The organism is Streptomyces sp. NPDC058864, from assembly GCF_042742985.1.
Classification (GTDB): domain Bacteria; phylum Actinomycetota; class Actinomycetes; order Streptomycetales; family Streptomycetaceae; genus Actinacidiphila.
In genome coordinates this window covers 85,564-110,220 of record NZ_JBHYMQ010000019.1, presented here as the reverse complement: position 1 = coordinate 110,220, position 24,657 = coordinate 85,564, and the positions used below count along the sequence as shown (strand labels likewise).

The 24,657-nt window shown below is 72.8% G+C and carries 17 protein-coding genes; 4 read left to right on the top strand and 13 right to left on the bottom strand.

The window, feature by feature from the left end:
• Positions 1-25 precede the first annotated feature (25 nt).
• Positions 26-1,492, top strand: coding sequence for an MFS transporter (locus tag ACFW3D_RS17540; protein WP_500505024.1), 1,467 nt, complete (start codon positions 26-28; stop codon positions 1,490-1,492).
• A 94-nt stretch (positions 1,493-1,586) separates the two neighbouring features.
• Here the strand turns inward: ACFW3D_RS17540 and ACFW3D_RS17535 are convergent, their stop codons facing one another.
• Together ACFW3D_RS17535 and ACFW3D_RS17530 are read right to left on the bottom strand one after the other, a co-directional pair.
• Positions 1,587-2,363 carry a GNAT family N-acetyltransferase gene (locus ACFW3D_RS17535; RefSeq protein ID WP_500505023.1) on the bottom strand — a complete coding sequence of 259 codons (777 nt, stop codon included), beginning with the start codon at positions 2,361-2,363 and terminating at the stop codon, positions 1,587-1,589.
• Complete coding sequence (locus ACFW3D_RS17530; protein WP_500505022.1) at positions 2,360-3,310, bottom strand: helix-turn-helix transcriptional regulator; 951 nt, start codon at positions 3,308-3,310, stop codon at positions 2,360-2,362. Before ACFW3D_RS17530 ends, ACFW3D_RS17535 begins: the two co-directional genes overlap by 4 nt.
• A gap of 642 nt (positions 3,311-3,952) precedes the next feature.
• Between ACFW3D_RS17530 and ACFW3D_RS17525 the strand changes: the two genes are divergently transcribed.
• Positions 3,953-4,963, top strand: a complete 1,011-nt coding sequence (locus tag ACFW3D_RS17525) for a hypothetical protein (RefSeq protein ID WP_500505020.1) — start codon at positions 3,953-3,955, stop codon at positions 4,961-4,963.
• 4 nt (positions 4,964-4,967) lie between these two features.
• On the opposite strand, the gene ACFW3D_RS17520 is transcribed toward ACFW3D_RS17525, so the two are convergent.
• The 5 genes from ACFW3D_RS17520 to nrdR form a co-directional block, all read right to left on the bottom strand.
• Positions 4,968-6,593, bottom strand: coding sequence for a serine/threonine-protein kinase (locus tag ACFW3D_RS17520; RefSeq protein WP_500505018.1), 1,626 nt, complete (start codon positions 6,591-6,593; stop codon positions 4,968-4,970).
• A gap of 51 nt (positions 6,594-6,644) precedes the next feature.
• The gene (locus ACFW3D_RS17515) at positions 6,645-7,109 is read right to left on the bottom strand and encodes a hypothetical protein (RefSeq protein WP_500505017.1); all 465 of its coding nucleotides are present in this window, start codon (positions 7,107-7,109) and stop codon (positions 6,645-6,647) included.
• A 180-nt stretch (positions 7,110-7,289) separates the two neighbouring features.
• Positions 7,290-8,657: a dipeptidase gene (locus ACFW3D_RS17510; protein ID WP_500505015.1), complete on the bottom strand. Its 1,368-nt coding sequence runs from the start codon at positions 8,655-8,657 to the stop codon at positions 7,290-7,292.
• Between the two features lie 304 nt (positions 8,658-8,961).
• Entirely contained in the window at positions 8,962-11,871 is a 2,910-nt protein-coding gene (locus tag ACFW3D_RS17505) for a vitamin B12-dependent ribonucleotide reductase (RefSeq protein ID WP_500505013.1), read from the bottom strand.
• Between the two features lie 127 nt (positions 11,872-11,998).
• Positions 11,999-12,508: a transcriptional regulator NrdR gene (gene nrdR, locus ACFW3D_RS17500; protein ID WP_500505012.1), complete on the bottom strand. Its 510-nt coding sequence runs from the start codon at positions 12,506-12,508 to the stop codon at positions 11,999-12,001.
• Between the two features lie 536 nt (positions 12,509-13,044).
• Between nrdR and lexA the strand changes: the two genes are divergently transcribed.
• Positions 13,045-13,815, top strand: coding sequence for a transcriptional repressor LexA (lexA, locus tag ACFW3D_RS17495; RefSeq protein ID WP_499601900.1), 771 nt, complete (start codon positions 13,045-13,047; stop codon positions 13,813-13,815).
• 143 nt (positions 13,816-13,958) lie between these two features.
• On the opposite strand, the gene ACFW3D_RS17490 is transcribed toward lexA, so the two are convergent.
• From ACFW3D_RS17490 to ACFW3D_RS17475, 4 genes are all read right to left on the bottom strand, one after another.
• A complete protein-coding gene (locus ACFW3D_RS17490) occupies positions 13,959-15,947 on the bottom strand; it encodes an ATP-dependent DNA helicase (RefSeq protein WP_500505011.1) in 1,989 nt (662 codons plus the stop codon).
• 79 nt (positions 15,948-16,026) lie between these two features.
• Positions 16,027-16,740: a GNAT family N-acetyltransferase gene (locus ACFW3D_RS17485; RefSeq protein WP_500505010.1), complete on the bottom strand. Its 714-nt coding sequence runs from the start codon at positions 16,738-16,740 to the stop codon at positions 16,027-16,029.
• Between the two features lie 21 nt (positions 16,741-16,761).
• Entirely contained in the window at positions 16,762-18,591 is a 1,830-nt protein-coding gene (locus tag ACFW3D_RS17480) for an IucA/IucC family protein (RefSeq protein WP_500505008.1), read from the bottom strand.
• Positions 18,592-18,658: 67 nt separating this feature from the next.
• Positions 18,659-20,041, bottom strand: coding sequence for a diaminobutyrate--2-oxoglutarate transaminase family protein (locus tag ACFW3D_RS17475; RefSeq protein ID WP_500505053.1), 1,383 nt, complete (start codon positions 20,039-20,041; stop codon positions 18,659-18,661).
• 213 nt (positions 20,042-20,254) lie between these two features.
• On the opposite strand from ACFW3D_RS17475, the gene ACFW3D_RS17470 reads away from it, so the two are divergent.
• On the top strand, positions 20,255-21,430 hold the full coding sequence (locus ACFW3D_RS17470; RefSeq protein ID WP_500505007.1) for a trypsin-like serine peptidase: 1,176 nt from the start codon (positions 20,255-20,257) through the stop codon (positions 21,428-21,430).
• 75 nt (positions 21,431-21,505) lie between these two features.
• On the opposite strand, the gene hflX is transcribed toward ACFW3D_RS17470, so the two are convergent.
• Positions 21,506-23,014 (bottom strand): GTPase HflX, encoded by a 1,509-nt coding sequence (gene hflX, locus ACFW3D_RS17465; RefSeq protein WP_500505006.1) that lies wholly within the window; start codon positions 23,012-23,014, stop codon positions 21,506-21,508.
• A gap of 143 nt (positions 23,015-23,157) precedes the next feature.
• Complete coding sequence (locus tag ACFW3D_RS17460) at positions 23,158-24,642, bottom strand: M1 family metallopeptidase (protein WP_500505005.1); 1,485 nt, start codon at positions 24,640-24,642, stop codon at positions 23,158-23,160.
• Positions 24,643-24,657: the final 15 nt, after the last annotated feature.

The window sequence follows — 24,657 nt, the reverse complement described above, 5'->3', positions numbered from 1 at the left end:
TCCCCGACGACCAGGAGAGGACGTCATGCCCTTACGCGCTCAGCCCTCGCCCGCGGCGGCAACCACGAAGGCCGCCCCCGACAGCCGCGCACGCGGACCTGCTCTGGCGGTTCTGTGCGCGGGGATGTTGATGATCATCCTGGACGGCAGCATCGTGACCGTGGCGCTGCCCGCCATCCAGCGTGACCTGCACTTCTCCCCCGCCGACCTGACCTGGACCGTCAACGCGTACATGATCGCCTTCGGTGGGCTGCTTCTGCTGTCCGGCAGGCTCGGCGACCTCCTCGGGCGCAAGCGGATGTTCATCGCCGGGCTGGCCGTCTTCACCGGGGCCTCGCTTCTGTGCGGCGTCGCCACCGGCCAGGCCGTGCTTATCGGAGCCCGCTTCCTCCAGGGCATCGGCGGCGCGATGACCTCCGCCGTCAGCCTCGGCCTGCTCGTCACGCTCTTCCCCGAACCCGGCGAACGCGGCCGGGCCATCGGCGCGTTCAGCTTCGTCGGCGCCGCCGGGGCGTCGATCGGTCAGGTACTCGGCGGCGTCCTCACCCAGGCCGTCAGCTGGCACTGGATCTTCTTCATCAACCTGCCCATCGGGCTGGCGGCCGCGCTCCTGGCCGCCCGCGTGCTGGAGCCCGACCCGGCACGTCCCGCCACCCAGGGTACCGACGTCCTCGGCGCGCTCCTGGTCACGACCGGCCTGATGACCGGCGTCTACGCGATCGTCCGGACAGGCGGTCACGGCTGGGCCTCCGCAGGCACCCTCGGCCTCGGCGCCCTGTCTGTGGCGCTCCTCGGGGCCTTCGTGCTCCGGCAGGCGACGGCGGCGGCCCCGCTGCTGCCGCTGCGCATGTTCCGCTCGCGCGAGGTCTGCGGGGCCAACCTCGTCCAAGTGCTGATGGTCTCGGCCCTCTTCGGGTTCCAGATCCTCATGGCGCTCTACCTGCAGAACGTCCGCGGCTACGGTCCCGCCGCCACAGGACTGGCCATGCTGCCCGCCGCCCTGTCCATCGGCACCGTCTCGCTGCTGCTCTCCGCCCGACTGGGCGCGCGCTTCGGCGAGCGCCGCGTGCTGCTCAGCGGGCTCGCCCTGCTCGTTGCCGCGCTCGGCCTGCTCACCCGGCTGCCGGTGCACGCCGGCTACGCCGCCGACCTGCTGCCCACGATGCTGCTGGCGGCCGGCTTCGGCCTCGCCGTATCGGCGCTGACCGTGCTCGGCATGTCCGGCGCGGGGCCGGAGGACGCGGGCGTCGCCTCGGGCCTGTTCAACACCACCCAGCAGGTGGGCGGCGCCCTGGGAGTCGCCGTCCTGTCCACCCTCGCCGGTTCCCGTACCCACGCCCTCGTGACCGACGGGCACGACACCGCGTCCGCCCTCACCGGCGGCTTCCGCCTCGCCTTCGGCACCGGGGCGGCCCTGCTCGTGGCCGCTTTCGTGCTCGCGCTGGTGATGCTGCGCCCCCGGCAGGGGCCGGACGCCCCTCCGCGGGGCTGACCGCGGGCGACCGGGCCCGCCCCGCGGGTCGGGCCGCCCCTTCAGCGCCCGCAGGCCGGCGCTCCTCGCGAAGACTCGCGGGGAGCGCCGTCCGTCACCCCTGCGCCGGTGCCGAGAACACCGACAGGTACTCCTCGGTGCGGAAGCCGGCCGACGCGTACACGGACTCGCCCATCGCGCTCGCGTAGAGATACGCCGTGGGGGCGCCGGAATCCCAGCCCGCGCGGACCAGCTCCATGGTGACCGCCCGCCCGTAGCCGCGACGCCGGTGGCCCGGGACCGTCGAGACGTTGAAGATCCCGTTGAGATCGCCGCGCACCGCCGTCATGCCCGTCCCGACCGGCACGCCGTCGACCTCCGCCACGTAGAACGTGACCCCGTCCAGCCGGCCCATGGCCGGATCGGCGAAGAGTCCGAACACCTCACGCGGCACCCCGAAGCCCTCCGCCATGACCTCGGCGTACAGGCCGAGCTCACCGGCCCCGATCGCCCGGACCTTCAGGGAGTCGACGGCCTGTTCCGCCGGCGCTCCCCGGTCGGGTCGCCTGACCATGAGCGGACTGCGGTCGAGCCGGGTCAGGCCGCGCCGTGCCGCCTCGTCCGTGACGAGCCGTCCCGGCACCCCGCGGACCTGGATGCTCCACGGCACCTCCCACGGCTCGGACTCCGCCAGTGCGGCCAGGTCGTCCGCGCGCGGTTCCGGGCTCGGGCTGAACACGCCGTTCAGCGAGGCGACCGGCGCTCCGGAGACGGCCAGCACGGCATCGCCCCGGCCCCTTCGGGTGCGTCCGGTGGCGACCGTCGCCAGGCTTTCCACGAGGTCTGCGTAGGCGGCTGCGATCGGTCCGAGCGGGTCGTGCACGCGGGTCATGGGGAACTGACCTTCCTTTGGTTCCTGAGGTACGCGGCCGGCGTGGCCCCGTAGACGGACTTGAAGTGCCTGATGAAGTGGCTGGCGTCGGAGAAGTGCCACCGTGCCGCGACCTCGGACATCCCGGTGGTGCTGCCGCGGTCCATGAGTTCGTCGTGCGCCCTCTGCAGGCGACGCCGCCGGGCGAACGACATGACGGAGTCGTTCGACGCCGAGAAGCACCGGTGCAGGGTCCGGAGCGACACCCCGACGCTGCGGGCGACCATCGGAGGAGACAGGTCGCCGCTCTCGAGGTTCTGCTCGATGACGTTCCTCGCGGCGGCCACGACGGCCTGCGGATGGTCGCCGAACCCCGAACCCGGCCGTTCGGAGATGATGCGCGAGAACAGCGTCGCACAGGCGTCGCGGGCCATCCCCCGGGCGGCCGCCGACCCCTCCAGCTCGCCGCTGCTCCGCCTGATCGCCTCCAGGAAGTTGAGGAAGAAGCGGACCTCGGGGACCTCGGCGCCCGACACGTACGCCCGGCCGAGAGCCCTGGGCGACCCGATCCGGGGGATCACGAGGTGCCGGGGGATCGAGATGACGTGCGCGGTCGTCGCCGGCGCGCACGAGAACTCCCAGGAGGCCTTCGTGTCGCGGATGCATATCTGGCCGGGCTCGACGGCGTGCCTCCTCTTCCCGTCCTGGAACTCGATCCAGCCCGAGGTCACCAGGTCCGCGACGATCGGGTCCCGGTCGAGGTTGCTCCCCGACACCCCGGTCAGCGAATCGCAGTAGACCTGGGCGGAGAGCAGGCCGTCGATGAGGTGGCCGCTCGCGACGAAGCGGAATCCGCGGGAAACGGCGAAATGCGGGACGGAAAGACGGACGAGGTGCGAGAACGGGCCGCGCTCCCAGTTCTGGAAGTGCCGTTCGGAAGTCTGCGCCTGCTCGGCCGTCAAACTCATGTCGGCCCGGTAGTCTATGGATTTCCCGCGATGCCGCGCACAGTCATCCACCGTTCCCGCCCATCGCTGATCTTTCACCTGCACCCTCTCGGCCGGGTGTGCACGCCGAGGCCGCCACCCAGAATGACAACGTTATCAAACCAGGTCGGGCCATTCCCGGATCGCCCACGGCCGGTCATCGGAACGCCGAATGCATTTCCCTTTTCCGTCGCGTTCCTTTTCCGTCGCGGTCGGCGCGTCAGCCGGGCCTCATTGCCCACGGGGTCGCTCACGACCGGGATCGCCCCGCTCCCGACGCGCGAGCCGGTGCCCGCGTCCCACCCCGGGGGAGGCACAGCCCACGGCATTGTCCCCCCTTGGGGGCCCCTCGGAATAGTACGGCCGTGCCAGGTCCGGCTCTCCCGTGTCACGAGGGCGGCACCCGGCTTCCATCACCACCGGTCCACGCCCGGCAGCGGACTCTGCGGCCGATGGCGCGTCCGGAATCAGGAACGCCCGCCCTCCCGGGAAATGGAATGCGCGCGCCGGGAATGGAACGGTCGCGCCAATTCGCTCGAATCGCGATCAGAACTTGCCTGAGGCTCCCTCAAAATGCTTGCATAAAAGCCTGGTTGGGATTGATGTCGAAGGGGACACCACGCGATGAATCCGGCCGTGCCGATCCACCGGGTGCGCGTCGCCCTGGCCGTGCTCAGCCTCGCGCTGTTCGTCCAGACGGCGTCCTGGCTCCTGTACGACATCGCCGCCCGCGGCCTGTCCGGCGCGTGGTCCGTGTGGACGACCGGCGACGCGCCGGGCCTGGCGGCGACGACCTCTCTGGACCTGGGTCTGGCGGCACTGCAGCTCGCGGCCGGCCTGGGAGCGCTCCGCCGGACCCGTGGCGCCGGCGGACTGCTGGTCGCCGCGTGCGCGGCGACCCTCGGTTTCCGCCTCCCCACGGTCTGGTACCTCCTCCTCGACTCCCCCGCCGACCCCTGGTTCGGCACCCTCACCGGCCCCTCGGTGAACGTCGTCGGCGGCACCGCCGCCCTCGCGGTGGTGCTCGCCCTCGTCCTCGGGGCGCTGCTGTACCTGGCCCGGCGGATGGAGTACGAGGCCGCCGCCTCGGAGGCGTCGGCCGGCGGCGGGATCCGTCCGGTGAAGGTCACGGCCACCACCTCGGGTCTGCTCCTCGCGGTGCTGAACGTCTTCTACATCGGAAGGAACGCGGTGACGGCCTTCGAGGTGGGCCCCGGCACGCTCGGGGACCTGCTCGTCGGCAAGGGCACGGGACGGGCGGTCCTCGGTGTCTCCGCCCCGTACCAGTGGGCCTGCCTGACGGTGCTGTGCGGGGCCGGGATGCTGTTCGCCGCCCGGCGGCGCCCCGTCGCGACCGGGTTCTCCGTGGGGCTGGCGCTGTTCATGATGCCGTCGGCGTTCACCGAGCTGTGGACGTACGCGGTGGGCGCGGCGGCGCAGACCCCGGTGGACACCTCCCAGGACCTGCTGGAGCTCGTCGGTTCCGCCGCCGTGGTCGCCCTCGTCGCCGGGGACGTCCGCCGCGATCGCCGCCCGGTCGTGCGCGCCGCGGACGACGCCGTGCCCTCGGTGCCGGCCGGGGCCGGGCGGGTCGGCGTCGCCGCGGGACGGGACGAGGAGTCCCCCGGCGGGTGACGGCTCAGCGCGCGGCCGGCCGGAAGCCGTCCACGGCGTTGTCGAAGACGGCCCGGTAGGAGCCCCAGCGGTCCGCCGGCGCGGAGAGGTAGACGGTGAACTCCTGCTCGCCGGTCCGCCCGAAGCCGAGGTCGATGGCCCGGAATTCGCGGGCCTTGCCCTGGAAGGTGAACTCCCATATCGCGGCCGGGCGGTCACGCCAGCGGGTGCTCTGCATCCGCAGCCGCTCGTAACCCCGCAGGTCCGGGACCATCTGCGCCTCGACGTCCTCGAAGTGCCGGAGCGGGCTGGGGCCCGCGAAGTCGAGCGCGGCGACCCGCAGCCCCACCAGTCCGGTCGGGTCGACGTAGACGAACTGCTGCCCGTCCTCGCTCACCTGGCGCTTCCAGCCGTCCGGCACGGGGACGGAGAAGCCGCGGTCCCGCTCCGCGGCGAGGTGGTAGCCGTCGGGGACGGGCGGCGGGGTGTAGGAGGGCGTCGGCGATGCGGAAGGGCGGGCCGCGGCGGAGGCCGCGGGCGTGTCCGGGGTGTCCCGCGCGGTCGCCACGGGCGAGGACGGGGAGGGGGAGCGCGCCGCGCCGCGCTCCCCCTCCCCGAAGAGCGGCACGACGTACGCACCACCACCGGCGAGGGCGGGCACCAGGACGGCGGCGGCCCACAGCGAGGCGCGGCGCCGGCGGGCGCGCGGCGCGGGGGCGGAGGTGGAGGTGGGGACCGGCGCGGTCACCGAATCCCCGGCCCGGGGCCACACGGCGGAGGCGGTACCGGCCGGGGGCGCGAGGCTCTCGCGGGGGACGCTCGTGGTCTCGGTCTCGGCGGCGCTCGCCCGCAGCATCCGCTCCGCCTCCGCCGCCGGCAGACGCCCCTCCGGCTCCCGCACCAGCAACCCCGCGATCACCGGCCCCAACGGCCCCGCACGCCCCGCCACCGGCACCTCATCCGTCGCGATCGCATACGCCGTCTCGATCGCCGTGTCCCGGCGGAACGGCGAACGCCCCTCCACCGCCTGGAACAACGTCGCCCCCAACGCCCACAGATCCGCCCCCGGCCCCGGCACACCACCGGTCAACCGCTCCGGAGCCAGGAAATCGATCGACCCGATCAACCCACCCGTCCGCGTCAGCGTCGACGTCCCCGAAGCCTGCGCGATCCCGAAATCCGTCAGCACCACCCGACCCGACTCCGCCAGCAGCACATTGCCCGGCTTCACATCCCGGTGCAGCACCCCCGCCGCATGCGCCGCCCGCAACGCCGCGATCATCCCCCGCCCGATCCGCGCCGCCTCCCCCGGCGTCACCGGACCCCGCTCCTTCAGCACATCACCCAGCGTCCTCGACGGCACGTACTCCATCACGATCACCGGCAGACCCTCGTCGTCCACCACGTCATGGACCACCACCACATTCGGATGACTGATCCGCGCCGCACTGCGCGCCTCCCGCCGCGTCCGCTCGAACAACGTCTCCAACTCGTCGTCCTGCAGATGCGGCTGCGGCGGATGCAAACGCTTGACCGCCACCGCACGCCCCAGCAGCTCGTCCTCGGCCCGCCAGACCGTCCCCATACCGCCACGGCCTATCCGCTCCACCAGCCGGTACCTCCCGGCCACCAGGCGTCCGAGATCGAACATCGCGCGATACTCCTTGGTAATCCGTTGTCGGGCCCCGTCGCGGGGCTGCGCTCAGGACAGGGCGACGACCCGGGCCTGGGCCGGGCCCGCGTCGAAGCGCAGGACGATGTCGTAGAGATAAATGTCGCCGGCCCGGGGGCCCAGGGCCGTACGGGCGCCGGGGCGCAGGAGGCCGGAGACCGTCTCGTGCCGTTCGCCCGGCGCCGAGCCGCTGACGGTGACGAGCCGCAGGGGCGTGCGGCCGGTGTTCTCCAGAGTGACGGCGCGGGTCCGCGGGCACCGCGTGGCCGGGGTGCCCCCGGGGCAACGGAAGCGCACGTCCCCGAAGGTGCCCAGCCCGCAGGAGACCTCGGTGGCGTAGTCGATCTCCGACGAGCAGACGGCGCCGACCCGCAGACCGGCCGGGGAGGCGGCGTCGGTCGCCGGCCCGTGCGCGTCCGGCCCCCGTGGCTGGGCGACGACGAACACGCCGAGTGCGGCGGTGGCGAGTACGGCGGGTACGAGTGCTTTCCGCACCGGGTGCTCCAAGGGGGGACGACCCGACGAGGGCGCCGCCGGACGGCGGACGCACGGGGCGGCGGGCCACCGCGGGGGCTTCGGGATCAGTGACGGACCGGGGATCGACGCGAGGGAACAAAGCGGGCGGCACTTCCCCTCGGGAATGCCTCACGAATTCCAGGGACCCGCTCCGCATCTTTATTCGCGGTCGCCCATTCCCGCGTAACGGCGCATGAAATGGGCTTCGGCGACGGCAAGTCGCCGCAGTTCGTCCACGGACACGCTCTCGTCCACGGCGTGGATCTGCGCCTCGGGTTCGCACAGCCCGATCAGCAGGATCTCGGCCCGGGGGTAGAGGGAGGCGAGGGTGTTGCACAGCGGGATGCCCCCGCCGAGTCCCGCGACGTTCAGTTCCCGGCCGCTGTAGGCCGTACGCATGGCCTCGGCCATCGCCGTGTAGGCGGGGCCCGAGGTGTCGGCGAGGAACGGCTCGCCCTGGGCCACCTGCTCCACCGACACCCGCGCGCCCCACGGGGTGTGCTTCTCGATGTGGGCGGTCAGCAGCTCCGTGGCCCGCGCGGCGTCGGCGCCCGGGGGGATGCGCAGGCTGATCGCCGCCCGCGCGCTCGCGTGGACCGCGGGTGTCGCCCCCACGACGGGAGGACAGTCGATGCCCATCACGCTGACGGACGGCCGCGCCCAGAGCCGGTCCGCGACGGAGCCGGTGCCGACGAGGCCGACCCCGTCCAGCACCCCGCCGTCCACGCGGAAGTCGTCCTCGGGGTAGGTCAGCCCGCGCCACTCCCCGTCGGCCGCCAGGCCCTCGACCCGCGGCGCTCCGTCGTCGTCCACCAGCGAGCCGAGGATCTTCACGAGTGCGGTGAGCGCGTCGGGGGCGGCCCCGCCGAACTGGCCGGAGTGCAGGTTGCCGCGGAGGGTCTCGACGGCGATCCGGAGCATCGTGATGCCGCGCAGCGACGCCGTGACGGTCGGCGTCCCGAGGCGGAAGTTCCCGGCGTCGCCGATGAGGATCACGTCCGCGTCGAGCGCGTCCGGGTGGGCCCGTGCGTACTGTTCCAGGCCGCCCGTCGCCTGCTCCTCGGAGCCCTCCACGATCACCTTGACGTTCAGCGGCACGCCGCCGTGCGCCTTCAGCGCGCGCAGGGCCAGCAGGTGCATGAGCACGGCGCCCTTGCAGTCCGCGGTGCCGCGTCCGTACCACCGTCCGTCGCGCTCGGTCAGCTCGAAGGGCGGGGTGCGCCAGGCCTGCTCGTCCGGGGCCGGCTGCACGTCGTAGTGCGCGTACAGCAGGATCGTGGGAGCTCCGGCCGGGCCCGCGAGGTGCCCGAGCACCGACTGGTGGCCGTCGGGCATGTCGAGGACGCGTACGTCGCCGAACCCCTCGTCGCGCAGGGCGCCGGCCACCCAGGCGGCGGCCTTGTGGCATTCCCCGGGGGGTGAGACGGCCGGGTCCGCGACCGACCTGAACCCGACGAGTTCGGCGAGCTCGCCGCGTGCCGCCGGGATCAGCGATGCGACGGTGTCGGCGATGGGGTCGGTGGACAACGGGGGCTCTCCTTGGCGTACGGGGAAGAAGGCGCCGATCGCCGCAGGAGGGAGAACGCCTCACCGTCACGGGATTGCGACAACGATCGCCTCGACCCTATTCGGGCCCGAGCGGGCCGGAATAGAAAGAGCGTGCCATCTTCGGCGGCACCGGATTTCCGGAGGAACACCGGGTCCGGGCCCGGCGGGAAGGGACTGCCGGTCCTGCGGCCGCCTCACCCGTACCGCCCCCATGACGCGGCGTGCCCCCCGAAGCGGAGTGCTTCGGGGGGCACGGGCGGGACGGCCGGATCAGGCCCCGGCGTCAGCTGCAGCCGCTGGTGGAGCCGCAGCCCTCGCACAGGTAGCAGCTGCCCGCACGGCGCATCTTCGTGCCGCAGGAGAAGCAGAGCGGGGCGTCGGCGTTGAGGCCGAGCTGGATCTCCAGCAGCTCCGTCGAGTTGTGCGCGGTCTTCGGCGCCGGGGTCGCGGGGACGGCCTCGGGCGTGGCGACGGCGGCCGGCTTCGGCGTCTCCGTCCGGCGGGGGGCGGACTGCGCCAGTCCCTCGACGTCGACCTCCTCGGCGGCGGGCTCGTAGGAACCCGTGTCGAGGTGGCGCTGGCGCTCCTCGGCGGAGTGGATGCCGAGGGCGGAGCGGGTCTCGAAGGGCAGGAAGTCCAGCGCCAGGCGGCGGAAGATGTAGTCGACGATCGACTGCGCCATCCGCACGTCCGGGTCGTCCGTGAGACCGGCCGGCTCGAAGCGCATGTTGGTGAACTTAGAGACGTAGGTCTCCAGCGGCACGCCGTACTGCAGGCCCACCGAGACGGCGATGGAGAAGGCGTCCATCATGCCCGCGAGGGTCGAGCCCTGCTTGGACATCTTCAGGAAGACCTCGCCGAGACCGTCGTCCGGGTAGGAGTTGGCGGTCATGTAGCCCTCGGCGCCACCCACCGTGAAGGAGGTGGTGATCCCCGGGCGGCCCTTGGGGAGCCGACGGCGGACCGGACGGTACTCGACGACCTTCTCCACCGCGGCGGGGGCGGCGGCGGGCTTCTCCTCGGCCTTCTTCTCGTCCGCCTTCTTCTTGGCGGAGAGCGGCTGACCGACCTTGCAGTTGTCGCGGTAGATCGCGAGCGCCTTCAGGCCGAGCTTCCAGCCCTCGTAGTAGATCTCCTCGATCTCCTCGACGGTCGCCGACTCCGGCATGTTGACCGTCTTGGAGATCGCGCCGGACAGGAACGGCTGGGTCGCGGCCATCATCCGGACGTGGCCCATCGGCGCGATGGAGCGCTCGCCCATGGCGCAGTCGAAGACCTCGTAGTGCTCGGGCTTGAGGCCGGGCGCGTCGATGACGCTGCCGTGCTCGGAGATGTGGGCGACGATCGCCTCGATCTGCTCCTGCTGGTAGCCGAGGCGGTGCAGGGCCTGCGGGACCGTGTTGTTCACGATCTGCATGGAGCCGCCGCCGACCAGCTTCTTGAACTTGACCAGGGCGAGGTCCGGCTCGATGCCGGTGGTGTCGCAGTCCATCATCAGGCCGATGGTGCCGGTCGGGGCCAGCAGGGAGGCCTGCGCGTTGCGGAATCCGTTCTTCTCGCCGAGGCGCAGGACGTCCTGCCAGGCCTCGGTGGCCGCGGCCCAGACCGGGGTGTCCAGGTCGTCCATCCGCGTGGCGACCGCGTTGGCGTCGGAGTGCTGCTTCATGACGCGCTTGTGGGCGGTGGCGTTGCGGGCGTAGCCGTCGTACGGGCCGACGACCGCGGCGAGCTCCGCGGAGCGCTTGTACGAGATGCCGGTCATCAGGGAGGTGATGGCACCGGCCAGCGCGCGGCCGCCCTCGGAGTCGTAGGCGTGGCCCGTCGCCATGAGCAGCGCGCCGAGGTTGGCGTAGCCGACGCCCAGCTGGCGGAAGGCGCGGGTGGTCTCGCCGATCTTCTGGGTCGGGAAGTCCGCGAAGCAGATGGAGATGTCCATCGCGGTGATGACCAGCTCGACGACCTTGGCGAAGCGCACGGCGTCGAAGCGCTGGGTGCCCTTGCCGTCGTCGTCGAGGAACTTCATCAGGTTGAGCGAGGCGAGGTTGCAGGACGAGTTGTCCAGGTGCATGTACTCGCTGCAGGGGTTGGACGCGGTGATGCGGCCGGTCTCCGGCGTGGTGTGCCAGTGGTTGATGACGTCGTCGTACTGGATGCCGGGGTCGGCGCAGGCCCAGGCGGCCTCGGCCAGCCTGCGGAAGAGGGCCTTGGCGTCGATCTCCTCGATGACCTCGCCGGTCATCCGGGCGCGCAGGCCGAACTTGGCGCCGTTCTCGTACGCCTTCATGAACTCTTCGTTCACGCGGACGGAGTTGTTGGCGTTCTGGTACTGGACGGACGTGATGTCGTCGCCGCCCAGGTCCATGTCGAAGCCCGCGTCGCGCAGGGCGCGGATCTTCTCCTCCTCCTTCACCTTGGTCTCGATGAAGGCCTCGACGTCCGGGTGGTCGACGTCCAGGACGACCATCTTGGCCGCACGGCGGGTGGCGCCGCCCGACTTGATGGTGCCGGCGGAGGCGTCGGCGCCGCGCATGAAGGAGACCGGGCCGGAGGCGTTGCCGCCCGAGGAGAGCAGTTCCTTGGAGGAGCGGATGCGGGAGAGGTTCAGGCCCGCGCCGGAACCGCCCTTGAAGATCATCCCCTCTTCCTTGTACCAGTCGAGGATGGACTCCATGGAGTCGTCGACCGAGAGGATGAAGCACGCCGAGACCTGCTGCGGCTGGGCCGTGCCGACGTTGAACCAGACCGGGGAGTTGAAGCTGAAGACCTGGTGGAGCAGGGCCCAGGTGAGCTCGTGGTCGAAGATCTCCGCGTCGGCGGGCGACGCGAAGTAGCCGTGGTCCTCACCGGCCTTGCGGTACGTGGAGACCACGCGGTCGATCAGCTGGCGGAGGCTGCTCTCGCGCTGCGGGGAACCGACGGCGCCGCGGAAGTACTTGCTGGTGACGATGTTGACCGCGTTCACCGACCAGAAGTCGGGGAACTCCACGCCGCGCTGCTCGAAGTTGATCGAGCCGTCGCGCCAGTTGGTCATGACGACGTCACGGCGTTCCCAGACCACCTCGTCGTAGGGGTGCGTCCCCGGGGTGGTGTGGATGCGCTCGATGCGCAGGCCCTTGGCGGCCGGGGCCGCCGCGGCCGCCTTGCCGGCCTTGGCTCGGGAACCCCGTGCCGGGCCGCTCGTCGTCTCTGTCATGTGCCGCCTCCCATTACAGGCATTACAGGTAAAACGCCCTGAAGCGCCGCGGTCTTCCCGCGTATGTGTCTCTCGCGGCCGGTACACCGACCAGGTGCCCGGCAAGTCCGGTGCCGGTGCGCCGCCGCTAGTCCGCGGCGAGGGCGGCGGGGACGGCTCCGTCCCGGTCCCGCCCTCCGGTGCCGCCCGGCGGCCCCTGGTCACGCAGCTCGGCGATCGCCGCCTCGAAGTCCTCGAGCGAGTCGAAGGCCCGGTAGACCGAGGCGAACCGCAGATAGGCGACCAGGTCCAGGTCCTTCAGCGGACCGAGTATGGCCAGTCCGACGTCGTGGGTCGACAGCTCGGCGCTGCCCGTGGCGCGTACCGCCTCCTCGACGCGCTGCCCGAGCTGGGCGAGGGCGTCCTCGGTGACGGGCCGGCCCTGGCAGGCCTTGCGGACCCCGGCGATGACCTTGTTCCGGCTGAAGGGTTCGGTGACCCCGCTGCGCTTGATCACCATCAGCGAGGCCGTCTCCACGGTGGTGAACCGGCGGCCGCAGTCGGGGCACTGCCGGCGACGGCGGATCGAGGTGCCGTCGTCGGTGGTCCGGCTGTCGACGACGCGGCTGTCGGGGTGTCGGCAGAAGGGGCAGTGCATCGTTTCCCTCTCCCTCCCTCACCCACGGTGAGCGCACGACTTATGAGCCCGAGGGGCCTGTGACGGCCCCGCGAAGCAGCCACAAGCATAGGCGATCCGGGAGGGCTTGATGACCCGGGGACCACTACTTGTGGGGGCTGCACTCCATCCAAGCACTAGATCTGGTGGCGTGGAGGCCAAACGCGCCCATCGCACGGACCGCGTGTCGCGGCCCGCCGACGGGACGGGAGCCTACGCGACGCGGCGCCTGCCGGGAGAGCCGGGGCGCGAGTGACACACTGGGTGTACGGATCGTCACGGCTCGCGCATCATGGGAGCGCGAAGGGAAAACGGGGGCGGCGGCGCAATACCGGCCCGGCGAAACGGCGTTCGGATCCCGAATGCCGAGTGAATTCGAATTTATTTTCGATCAATACCATCTACACCTTGATCGCGACACTGGATCCGCGCAAATTCACTCGAACGTGTGTTTGGCGCAACCTTTCGAAAGCAACTACCGTTGTCCTACTAGGGAGAACATCTCGAGAGGGGCCGCCATGACCACCACCGCCGACAGCGCCGCATTGACCGCCCATGACCGCCCCCAGGACCGGGTACGCCCGATGGAAGCGATGAACGACGAGACGCCAAAGCCCGCACGTGCGCTACCCGGACGACCTCCGGGAATCCGGGCGGACAGCTCCGGACTCACCGACCGCCAAAGGCGCGTCATCGAGGTGATCCGGGATTCCGTCCAGCGGCGTGGATACCCGCCGTCCATGCGTGAGATCGGCCAGGCCGTCGGGCTGTCGAGCACGTCGTCGGTCGCCCATCAGCTCATGGCCCTGGAGCGCAAGGGATTCCTCCGGCGTGACCCGCACCGGCCGCGTGCGTACGAGGTGCGCGCCTCCGACTCCGCGCAGGCGCAGCCCACGGACACCGCCGGCAAGCCCTCCGCGTCCTACGTGCCCCTGGTCGGCCGGATCGCGGCCGGTGGCCCGATCCTCGCCGAGGAGTCCGTGGAGGACGTGTTCCCGCTGCCCCGCCAGCTGGTGGGCGACGGCGAGCTGTTCGTCCTGAAGGTCGTCGGCGACTCGATGATCGAGGCGGCCATCTGTGACGGCGACTGGGTGACGGTGCGCCGTCAGCCGGTCGCGGAGAACGGCGACATCGTCGCGGCGATGATCGAGGGAGAGGCCACGGTCAAACGCTTCAAGCGCGAGGACGGGCATGTGTGGCTGATGCCGCACAACGCCGCGTACCAGCCCATCCCCGGGGACGAGGCGACCATCCTCGGCAAGGTGGTGGCGGTGCTGCGCCGGGTCTGACCCATGACCCGCCCGTGACCGGGCCCCGGGACCTCTGCGCCGGTTCCGGGGCCCTGTTTTGTGTGCCGGGGCTTGTTTGTGTGCCGGGGCCTGTGTGCCGGGTGCCGTTCCTGCCGCTCGGCGGCCGGGGGTGCCCGGCAGCGTCACTCGGCCGCCGAGGCGGCGGCGTCGATGGCGGCCAGCGAGCGGCGGACCTGGTTGCGGTCGGTCGTCTGCCAGAAGTCCGGCATCGAGGCCTTGATGAAGCCCCCGTAGCGTGCCGTGACCAGCCGGGGGTCGAGGACGGCGACGACCCCGCGGTCCCCGGAGGCGCGCACCAGCCGGCCTGCGCCCTGCGCCATCAGCAGGGCCGCGTGGGTGGCGGCGACCGCCATGAAGCCGTTGCCGCCCCTCTGCTCCACGTCCTTCTGCCGTGCGCTCATCAGCGGATCGTCCGGGCGGGGGAACGGGATCCGGTCCATGACCACCAACTGGCAGTTCGGTCCGGGCACGTCCACGCCCTGCCAGAGCGAGAGGGTGCCGAACAGGCAGGTGCGGGCGTCCGAGGCGAAGCGGCGGATCAGCTCGCCCAGGGTCTCCTCGCCCTGCAGCAGGATCGGGTGGTCGATACGGCCGCGCAGCGCCTCGGCGGCGGCCTGGGCCGCACGCATGGACGAGAACAGGCCGAGCGTGCGACCGCCCGCGGCCTCGATCAGCTCGGCGAGCTCGTCCAGCATGTCCTCGCGGCCGCCGTCCCGGCCGGGCTGCGACAGATGCCGGGCTACGTAGAGGATGCCCTGCTTGGGATAGTCAAAGGGCGAACCGACGTCGAGGCCCTTCCACTCCGGCGGATCCTCCTCGCCCTCGGCGGCCACGGTGCCCTCCGGGGCCAGCCCGAGCGAGGCCGCGACCCCGTTGAAGTCGGCGCCGAGCCGGAGCGTGGCGGAGGTCAGGACGACGGAACGCTCGGTGAAGAGCTTCTCCCGCAGCAGCCCGGAGACGCTGAGCGGGGCGACCCGCAGCGAGGCGCCGAACCGGTCGTGGCGCTCGTACCAGACGACGTCGTACTCCGAGCCCTCGACGATGCGCTCGGCGACCTCGTGGACGTTCTCCGTGGCGGCGAGGGCCATCTTCCGTACGGCGTCCTCGTCCTGCACGGAGCGGTCGCGGGTCTCGCCGAGCGAGGTGATGACCTGGCGGCAGGCGTCGCGCAGCGCCATCAGGGCGTAGCGGAGGTCCTCGGGCAGCTCTTCGAGGCGCCCGGGAAGGGCGAGTTCCATGAGCCGTTCGAAGCCTTCCGAGGCGCTCATCAGGGCGTCCGCGGCCTTCTCGTTGACCAGCTTGGCCGCGAGCTTCACCGTCCTGTTGACCCGGCCCGGGGTCAGCTCGCCGGTGGCGACGCCGGTGACGCGGGAGACCAGTTCGTGCGCCTCGTCCACAACGAGCACCTCGTGGCCGGGCAGCACGGGTGCGCCCTCGAGTGCGTCGATGGCCAGCAGCGCGTGGTTGGTGACGACGACGTCGGCGAGCTTGGCGCGCTCGCGCGCCGCCTCCGCGAAGCACTCGGCACCGTAGGCGCAGCGCGAGGCGCCCAGGCACTCGCGGGAGGTGACCGAGACCTGCTGCCAGGCCCGGTCGGAGACGCCGGGGGTCAGGTCGTCGCGGTCGCCGCTCTCCGTCTCGTCCGCCCAGTCGCGCAGCCGGAGCAGGTCCTGGCCGAGCTTGCTGGTCGGCGCGGCGGCCTCGAACTGGTCGAAGAGCCCGTCGCCCTCGTCCTGCGGCACGCCCTCGTGGAGCCGGTGCAGGCACAGGTAGTTGGAGCGGCCCTTGAGCATCGCGAACTGCGGCTCGCGGCGCAGCAGCGGCTGCAGCGCGGTCACGGTGCGCGGCAGGTCGCGCTCGACGAGCTGGCGCTGCAGGGCCAGGGTCGCCGTGGCGACCACCACGCGCTCGCCGTGGGCCAGCGCGGGCACCAGGTAGCCGAGCGACTTTCCGGTTCCGGTACCGGCCTGGACGAGCAGGTGGGAGCCGTTGTCCACGGCTTCGGCTACGGCTTCGGCCATGGCGACCTGGCCGGGCCGCTCCACCCCGCCGACCGCGCTGACGGCGGCGTGGAGGAGATCGGTGAGGGCGGGCTTCGCGGGCTGTGTCATAGGGGGTCCACCCTACGGGGCGGCACCGACAACACGGTCGTCGCCGGAGACCCGCCGGTCCCCCCGTGGGACCGGCGGGTCACAGGAGGTGACGCAGCGCGCGGTCGCGGACCAGCAGCGCGGCCCGCTTGCCGGGCAGCTCGACCTCCGCCGAGAAGCGGAAGCCCGCGGTGAGGAAGGCGGCGACGGACGGGGTGTTGCGCAGGTCCGGCTCGGCGATCACCCGGGTGCAGCGGGGGCGCTGGCGCAGGGCGTGGTCGGCGACGGCCCGCAGCAGGGTGCCGCCGAGGCCGCGGGCCCGTTCGGCGACGGGGCCGATGAGCAGGTGGAGCCCGGTGTCGTGGGGGCGGGCCGGGTAGTAGCGGGCCAGCGCGTCGAGGTCGGCGCGGTAGACCTCCCAGTAGCTCATGGGCACGCCGTCGAGCACCCCGATGCAGGGCATGCTGCGGCCGTCGCCGTCGAGCTGGGCGCGCAGGTGCCGCTCGGCGACCTCGGGCCGGCCCGCGAGCTCCCAGAACTCCGCGACGGCGGGGTCGTTCATCCAGTGGGCGATGACGGGGAGGTCCCGCTCGGGGCGTACGGGGACGAGCTGGAAGGTGCCCGCGGGGGTGCCGACCGGGCCCCAGTCGGCGACGCCGTCGAGGAGGTCGTCGAGCGGGGCCGGGCCGCCGGCGCGGTCGTCGGCGGTGACGTCCTCGTCGAAGAGGGCGCGGATTTCGGGGGGCAGTTCCAGGTCGAGGGTGTCGTCGGCGTTCCCGGGCGGGGACGCGGGGGTGGGGTCGGCGGTCGCCACGGTGGTCGCGGCCTCCTCTCGTCAGGCGGTGAGCGGGTTGGGGACGGTGACGTAGACGGACTGGGTGTCGACGGGGCCGACCAGCTCGTCCATGCCGTGCAGCCGGGTGAGGAGGTTGGCCTTGCAGCGCAGCAGCGGTTCGGTCAGCAGCCGTGCGGGCAGGCCGGAGCGGCCGGTGCGGGCGGCCTGTTCCAGGAAGCGGCGCAGCGCGGCGAGGAGCACGCGTTCGTCGGCGAGGCGCTGGGAGCCGAGGGCGCCGACGAGACCGAGGACGTTGTTGACGCCGAGGTAGTAGGCGAGGCGCTCGTCCGCGACGGCGTCGGCCACGAAGGTGTCGCTGCTCCCGCCGGCCGCGGGCAGCAGGGCGGTGAGGCCGGCGCGCGCCGACTCGCGGAAGTAGTAGCCCTGGTTGTCGCGGTAGCGGCCGCCCGCCGGCCAGCCTTCGGCGTCGAGGACGACCAGCGTGTTCTGCTGGTGGGCCTCCAGGGCGATGCCCGCCTCGCCGTCGAGCCACAGGACGGGCCGGACAACGGCGTCCAGGTAGCGCAGGAACCACTCGGTGGCGACGGCCGCCACCGGTCGTCCGGTACGGGACGCGAGCCGGGCCAGCAGTTCGGCGAGCCCGGACCGCAGGGCGCCGCCGTCCGGCACGGGGCGCGGGGCCGTGATGCCGGCGAGGCAGCGCACATCGTCCCCCGGGCCGAAGGGGTTGTGCCGCAGGACGACGTCGAGGCCGGGTACGGGCACGCCCTCGGCGGTACCGACGGCCAGCCAGGCGGGGTCCCGGACGATGTCGAACCCGGGGTGGGCGGCGTGCCAGCGCGCGGCGAGGCCGGCCCGGAGCAGCCGGTGCACCTCGACGCCCCGGTGGAGCTCCTTGCGGAGGTTCTCGCGGCGGGAGTTGGTGATCCGCAGGGCCAGCGAGAGCTTGAGCATCGCGGTGGCGCCGGGCCGGTAGACGGTGCGCAGCGAGGACGTGGGGTGCCAGGGGTCGCCTGCGGCGCCGAGGTCGTGGAGGAGTCCGGCCTCCAGCAGTGCGCGCACCCCGGGGCGGTGGGCGACCTCGCGGGCCTGCCAGGGGTGGAGCGGCAGGGGCACGGTACCGGCGGGGAGCCGCCTGGTGAGCTCCGGTCCGGCGAGGGCCGCCAGCAGGTGCTCGGCGGTGACGGGGCGGCCGCGTTCGGTCCAGGCGGAGTCGGTGGCCAGGAGCGAGCGGTGCACGGACATCCAGTGCAGGGCGAAGGACCCGCGCAGTTCCGGGGCGTACACCGCGGCCTCGGCCTCGGTGAGGCCTTCCCGGCCCTTGGGCGCGGGGTGCAGCGGGTGGCCCAGGACGAGGGCCTGCTCGGCGTCGAGGAAGGGGTGGGTGCCGTGGGGGGCGGCGGGGCGGGCGCGGCGGGCGGTGAGGAACGCGGCGGTGTGGCGTACGGAGTCGGCGACGCGCGCGACGAGGCCGGGACCGTCCGGTCCGGTCGCGGCGGCCTCCCGGGCGAGCAGCGCGGCGAGGGTGACGGCGTCCAGCGGGGCGCCTCCGGCGGCGGGCCGCGGGGCGCCGAGGCGGTGGTGGCCGACGGCCGACCAGTGGCGGACCGGAACGAGGAGTTCGGTGCCGCTCGCGGGCAGCGGCACACGCAGGGTGCGGCCGTCCGGCTCCGGTGGCAGCCCCTTCTCGCGGACCCAGCAGCGCAGCAGGGCCTCCGTGCCCGCGGCGTCGGCCGCGGCCCACGGATCCGCCTGCTCCAGGGGGTCGGCGCCGGGCGCCGGGGCGGGCGGCTCCGGCGGTTCGGCCGCGGCGGCGCGCTGCTGGGGGAGGACGGCCACGGGGGCTTCTTCGCCGGGACGTACGGTCATCGCTTCGCTCCGTGAGGGGTCGGCGCCCGGTGACATCCGCCCCGGGGCGGGGCCGGTGGACGCAAGGTCACACCCGGACGGCCGTCGCCGCGACGAGGGCATCGGCGAGGCGGTCCAGGACGGCTTCTGACTGTTCTTCGGTGATCGTCAGCGGGGGCAGCAGCCGGATGACGCTGCCGTCGCGGCCGCCGAGTTCGACGATGAGCCCGCGGTCGAGGGCGGCCCGCCGGACGGCCGCCGCGAGGCCTGGCGCGGTCGGGGGGACGCCCCGGAGGCCGGGGGCCGCGTCCGGGTCGACGAGTTCGACGCCGAGCATGAGGCCGCGGCCTCGGACGTCGCCGATGCAGGGGTGCGCCGCGGCCAGCTCCCGCAGCCGGGCGAGCATGCGGGCGCCGAGCAGTGCGGCGCGCTCGGCCAGGCCGTTGCGGCGCACGTGGGTGAGGGTCGCGGTGCCCGCGGCCATGGCGAGCTGGTTGCCGCGGAAGGTACCGGCGTGGGCGCCGGGCTGCCAGGCGTCGAGTTCCTCGCGGTAGACGATGACGGCGAGCGGGAGGCTGCCGCCGATCGCCTTGGACAGCACCATCACGTCCGGGACGACTCCGCTGTGCTCGACGGCCCAGAAGGTCCCGGTGCGCCCGACGCCGGTCTGCACCTCGTCCGCGATCAGCGGGATGCCGCGCGCCGCGGTGAGGTCGCGCATCCGCCGCAGCCAGGTGTCGGGGGCCGGGATGACACCGCCCTCGCCCTGGACGGGTTCGAGGAGCATCCCCGCCGGAGGCTGGATGCCGCCCTTGGGGTCGTCGAGCAGGCTCTCCGTCAGTCGGGCGGAGAGCTCGGCGCCGTGTTCCCCGCCCACACCGAACGGGCAGCGGTAGTCGTACGGGTACGGGAGCCGGGTGATCCGCGCGTCGGCGACGCCGGCCGCGCCGCGGACGGCGGTGTCGCCCGTGGCGGCCAGGGCGGCGGCGGTCATGCCGTGGTAGCCGCCGGAGAAGGCCAGCAGTCCGCCGCGGCCGGTGGCGGTGCGGACGAGCTTGAGGGCGGCCTCGACGGCGTCGGTTCCGGCCGGGCCGCAGAACTGGATGCGTCCGTGCTCAGCGAGTCGACGCGGCAGGGTCTCGAAGAGGGCGGTGGTGAAGGCGTCCTTGACGGGGGTGGCGAGGTCCAGCACGTGGAGCGGGGCGCCGGAGTCGAGGACGGCGCGGATGGCCTCCAGGACGACGGGGTGGTTGTGGCCCAGGGCGAGGGTGCCGGCGCCGGAGAGGCAGTCGAGGTAACGGCGCCCGTCGGCGCCCTCGATGGTCATGCCGCGGGCACGCACGGGGACGACGGGCAGCGAGCGGGCGTAGGTGCGGGCGGCGGACTCGCGCAGTGACTGGCGGCGCAGGATGCCCTCGGTGTCGTCGGACTCGCCCTCGTGCACCGCCGGTCGGCTCCGCGCGCTCGGCATGGCGGCCACGTGCTCACTCCTCGCTGTCGGCGCTTGCGTCTCCGGAGCTACCAACGACGTACGCGCTTACCGGCAACTGTCTGGGGCGCAGATCGTGGCGAGGAACCGTCGGCGAGTCTCCCGCCGTCCTCCCCGTGAGGGCATGGTGCGGGGTCGCCCTCCAGTGGGCAGACGACTGTTGACGACGTGTTGACAACAGGGGGACAACAACCCATGGCACCGATAAGCCGGTTGGCCGCGGCCGCCGTCGCCGCGGCACTGCTCGCCGTGACCGCGACGGCCTGCGGCCCGTCCGACGACAACGCCGACGCCAAGACGGGCCCGACACCCACCGCGACGGCCGGCGACGGCGGCCTCCAGCTGCCGACCGCCCTCCCCACGAGCCTCGACGACCTGGACAAATGGGCCGACGCGCTGAAGAACGGCGGCTGGAAGGACTGGGACAAGGACAAGTGGCTGCGCGACGCGGCCGACTTCATCAACCCCATCATCAAGGACCTCTGGGACGCCGACCGGCTCCGCAACGCCGACGGGACCCCGGACGACGAGCAACGGCCCGACCTGCGGCAGGCGGACGACGGCACCACCGACCCCGAGCCGGCCGCGATCCGGGCGCAGCGCCTTCCGACCCCGTACCACGAGGCCTCCCCGGCCACGGGCAAGCTGCTCTTCGACATGCCCGACGGCCAGGCGGTCTGCTCGGCGACCGTGGTGAGCGACCCGGCGAACCCGGGCCGCAGCAACCTGGTGTGGACGGCGGGCCACTGCGTGCACGCGGGCGCGCAGGGCGGCTGGTACCGCAACATCGTCTTCGTGCCGTCCTTCAACGACACGGGTCTGAGCGGCGCCGCGCTGCGGAGCGCCGGCAAGGAGCAGCTCGCCCCCTACGGCACGTGGTGGGCGACGAAGGCGGGGACCTCCCAGCAGTGGATCGACGGGGGCGGGGAGTCCTCGGAGACCAGTTCCGCCTACCCCTACGACTTCGCCGTGCTGAAGGTGACCAACCCGGACTCCGGCAAGTCGCTGGAGGAGACGGTCGGGGCCTCGGTGCCGGTCTGGTTCGACGCGCCCACCTCGGCCGCCATCGACTCCATGGACATCCGCGGCTACCCGGCCGCAGCCCCCTTCGACGGCTTCGGCTACCAGCAGTACCACTGCTCGGGCGACCCGGTCCGCCTCGCCCTGGACGCGGACGCGCCGACCATGCACTGGCTGGGCTGCACCATGACGGCGGGCTCCTCCGGCGGCGGCTGGTTCGCCCGGGAGCCCGGCGGCAGGCAGGCCCTGGTCAGCAACACCTCGATCGGCCCGCAGGACAGCCCCCGCTGGCTGGCGGGCCCGCACCTGGGCCCCGAGGCCGAGGAGGTCTTCGACGCCGTCCGCGGCTGACACCGCCGCCGGACGCCGGAAGGGCCCTCCCCCGTGCGGGGGAGGGCCCTTCCGGTACGTACCGCAGATTCCGGCCTAGCGGCGCGCGGCCAGGGCGAACGGTTCGAGCTCGGCCGCGAGCTCGTCGTGCACCCGCGCCTTGAGGAGGGTGCCCTCGCCGGTGTGCTCCTCGGAGAGCACCTCGCCGTCCGCGTGGACGCGGGCGACGAGCGCACCGCGCGTGTACGGCACCAGCGCCTCGATCTCGACGGCGGGCCGCGGCAGCTGGTCGTCGATCATGCCCAGCAGCTCCGCGATGCCCCGCCCGGTACGGGCGGAGACGGCGATGGAGTGCTTCTCGCGGCGCAGCAGGGCCTGCAGCAGCACCGGGTCGGCGGCGTCCGCCTTGTTGATCACCACGATCTCCGGCACGTCCAGCGCGCCGACGTCGCGGAAGACCTCGCGCACGGCTGCGAGCTGTTCGTCCGGGTTGGGGTGCGAGCCGTCCACCACGTGCAGGATGAGGTCGGCCTCGGCGACCTCCTCCATGGTGGAGCGGAACGCCTCGACGAGGTGGTGCGGCAGGTGCCGCACGAAGCCGACGGTGTCCGCGAGGGTGTAGAGCCGCCCGCTCGGGGTCTCCGCCCGGCGCACGGTCGGGTCCAGGGTGGCGAACAGCGCGTTCTCCACCAGGACGCCCGCTCCGGTGAGCCGGTTGAGGAGCGAGGACTTGCCGGCGTTGGTGTAGCCGGCGATCGCGACCGAGGGCACCTTGTGGCGCTTGCGCTCCTGGCGCTTGAGGTCGCGGCTCGTCTTCATCTCCGCGATCTCCCGGCGCATCTTGGCCATCTTCTCGCGGATGCGCCGCCGGTCGGTCTCGATCTTGGTCTCACCGGGACCACGGGTGGCCATGCCGCCGCCCGAGGAGCCCGAGCCACCGCCACCCATCTGCCGGGAGAGCGACTGACCCCAGCCTCGCAGCCGCGGCAGCATGTACTGCATCTGCGCGAGCGAGACCTGGGCCTTGCCCTCACGGCTCTTTGCGTGCTGGGCGAAGATGTCGAGGATCAGCGCGGTGCGGTCGACGACCTTCACCTTGACGACGTCCTCGAGGTGAATGAGCTGGCCGGGGCTGAGCTCACCGTCACAGACGACGGTGTCGGCGCCGCTCTCCATCACGATGTCGCGCAGCTCCTGGGCCTTGCCGGAACCGATGTAGGTGGCCGGGTCCGGCTTGTCGCGGCGCTGGATGACACCGTCCAGGACGAGGGCGCCTGCGGTCTCGGCGAGGGCGGCGAGCTCCGCGAGGGAGTTCTCGGCGTCCTGCACCGTGCCGTCCGTCCAGACGCCGACGAGCACGACCCGCTCCAGGCGGAGCTGGCGGTACTCGACCTCGGTGATGTCCTCGAGCTCGGTGGAGAGGCCGACGACCCGTCGCAGCGACGCACGGTCGGAGCGGTCGAACTGGTCGCCGTCACGCTCGCCGTCGATCTCGTGACTCCAGGCGACGTCCTCTTCCATCAGGGCGTCGGCCCGAAGGCTCTCGGGGAGGCGCTGGCGGCTGCGGGCAGAAGAAGCAGAAGAAGAGGAGGAAGAGGAGGTCATTGGATCCTTTGCTCGGCTGGTCGACGGGAACGGGGGGCGCTCGTCCCCTCGTACGGTGACAACGCCGCGCGGACCCGGAGGATTCCCCCGGTCCGGGCGCGTCGTCGCCGTAGGTAGATGTTCGCACGCCCGTCGCCGCCGGGTCACGCGACTTTCCCCGCCTCGCGCCGGTGTGCCGGGCCGTGCACCGGTTTGGCGGGCACGGAGCGCTTCCAGTCCGGGTGGCCGGGCATCGGGGGCGTGGTGGGCCCGTAGAGCCAGGCGCGCAGGAAGCCGCCCAGGTCGCGGCCGGCGACCTCGGAGGCGAGCGCGATGAAGTCGCGGGTGGAGGCGACCCCGTCGCGGTGGCGGGTGACCCAGGCCCGCTCCAGCCGCTGGAAGGCCTCCGCGCCCATCTCCCGGCTCAGCGCGTACAGCACGAGCGCCCCGCCGAAGTAGACGTTGCCGCGGAAGATGCCGAGCTTGCCGTCGCTGCCGGGCGGCTTCGGGGCGGCGGCCGGGCCGCCGTCGCGGCGCAGGCGCGCGTCGGCGCCGTAGGCGGCCTTGGCGAGCTGCTCCAGCGTGAGCTCGCGGTAGTGCTCGGCGGCGTAGCGCCACTGGTACCAGGTGGCGTGCCCCTCGTTGAGCCACAGGTCGGACCAGGTCGCGGGCGAGACGCTGTCGCCGAACCACTGGTGGGCCAGCTCGTGCACCATCACCGGCCCCGCGTCGGCCTCCCGGCCCAGCAGCACCCGCCGCTCGAAGAGCGAGAGGGTCTGGGTCTCCAGCTCGAAGCCGGTGACGGTGTCGGCGCTGAGGATGCCGTACGTCTCGAAGGGGAACGGGCCGACCTGCCGTTCCATCCAGGCGATCTGCCCGGCGGTCATCGCCAGGCGCTTCTCCAGGGCGGCCCGGTCGGGGTCGGCGGAGGGGAGGACGTCGCGCAGCGGCAGACCGCCGGGGCCGGTGCGGCGCAGGACGGCGGAGCGGCCGATGGAGACCTGGGCGAGCTCGGTGGCCATCACGTGCACCGTGCGGTAGTTCCAGGTCGTCAGCGGTCCCTTGCGGACGGCCGTCTCGGGCAGGCCGCTGGTGACGACGGTGAGGTCGTTCGGCGCGGTGACGTGGAAGGCGAAGCGGGCCTTGTCGGACGGGTGGTCGTTGCAGGGGAAGACGGTGTGGGCGGCGGCGGCCTGGTTGGCCATGGCCAGGCCGTCCTTGGTGCGGATCCAGCCGGTGTCGCCCTTGGCCGCGGGGTCGCTGGTGTGGACGACGGTCACCCGCAGGCGGTCACCGCGGGGGACGGGGACGGCGGGCGTCACGACCAGTTCCTCGCGCCAGGTGCGGAAGGCCGCCCGGCGGCCGTTGACCTCGACGGAGCGGACGTCGCCGCGGAAGTCGAGGTGGAAGCGGCTCAGGGTGTCCGTGGCGAGGGCGTCGACCCGGGTCACGGCGTCCAGGGGCCGGTCGTTGCCGCGGTAGGTGAACGAGATGTCGTAGTCGTAGACGTCGTACCCGGGGTTGCCGAGTTCGGGGTAGAGCCGGTCACCGAGCCCCGCGGGTGTCGTGTCGCCGGGCAGTGCGGCCGCGGTGAGCGCCACCACGGCCGCCGCGGTGACGGTGGCACGGCGCGCAAAGGATCCGATCATGGGATACGGCTATCA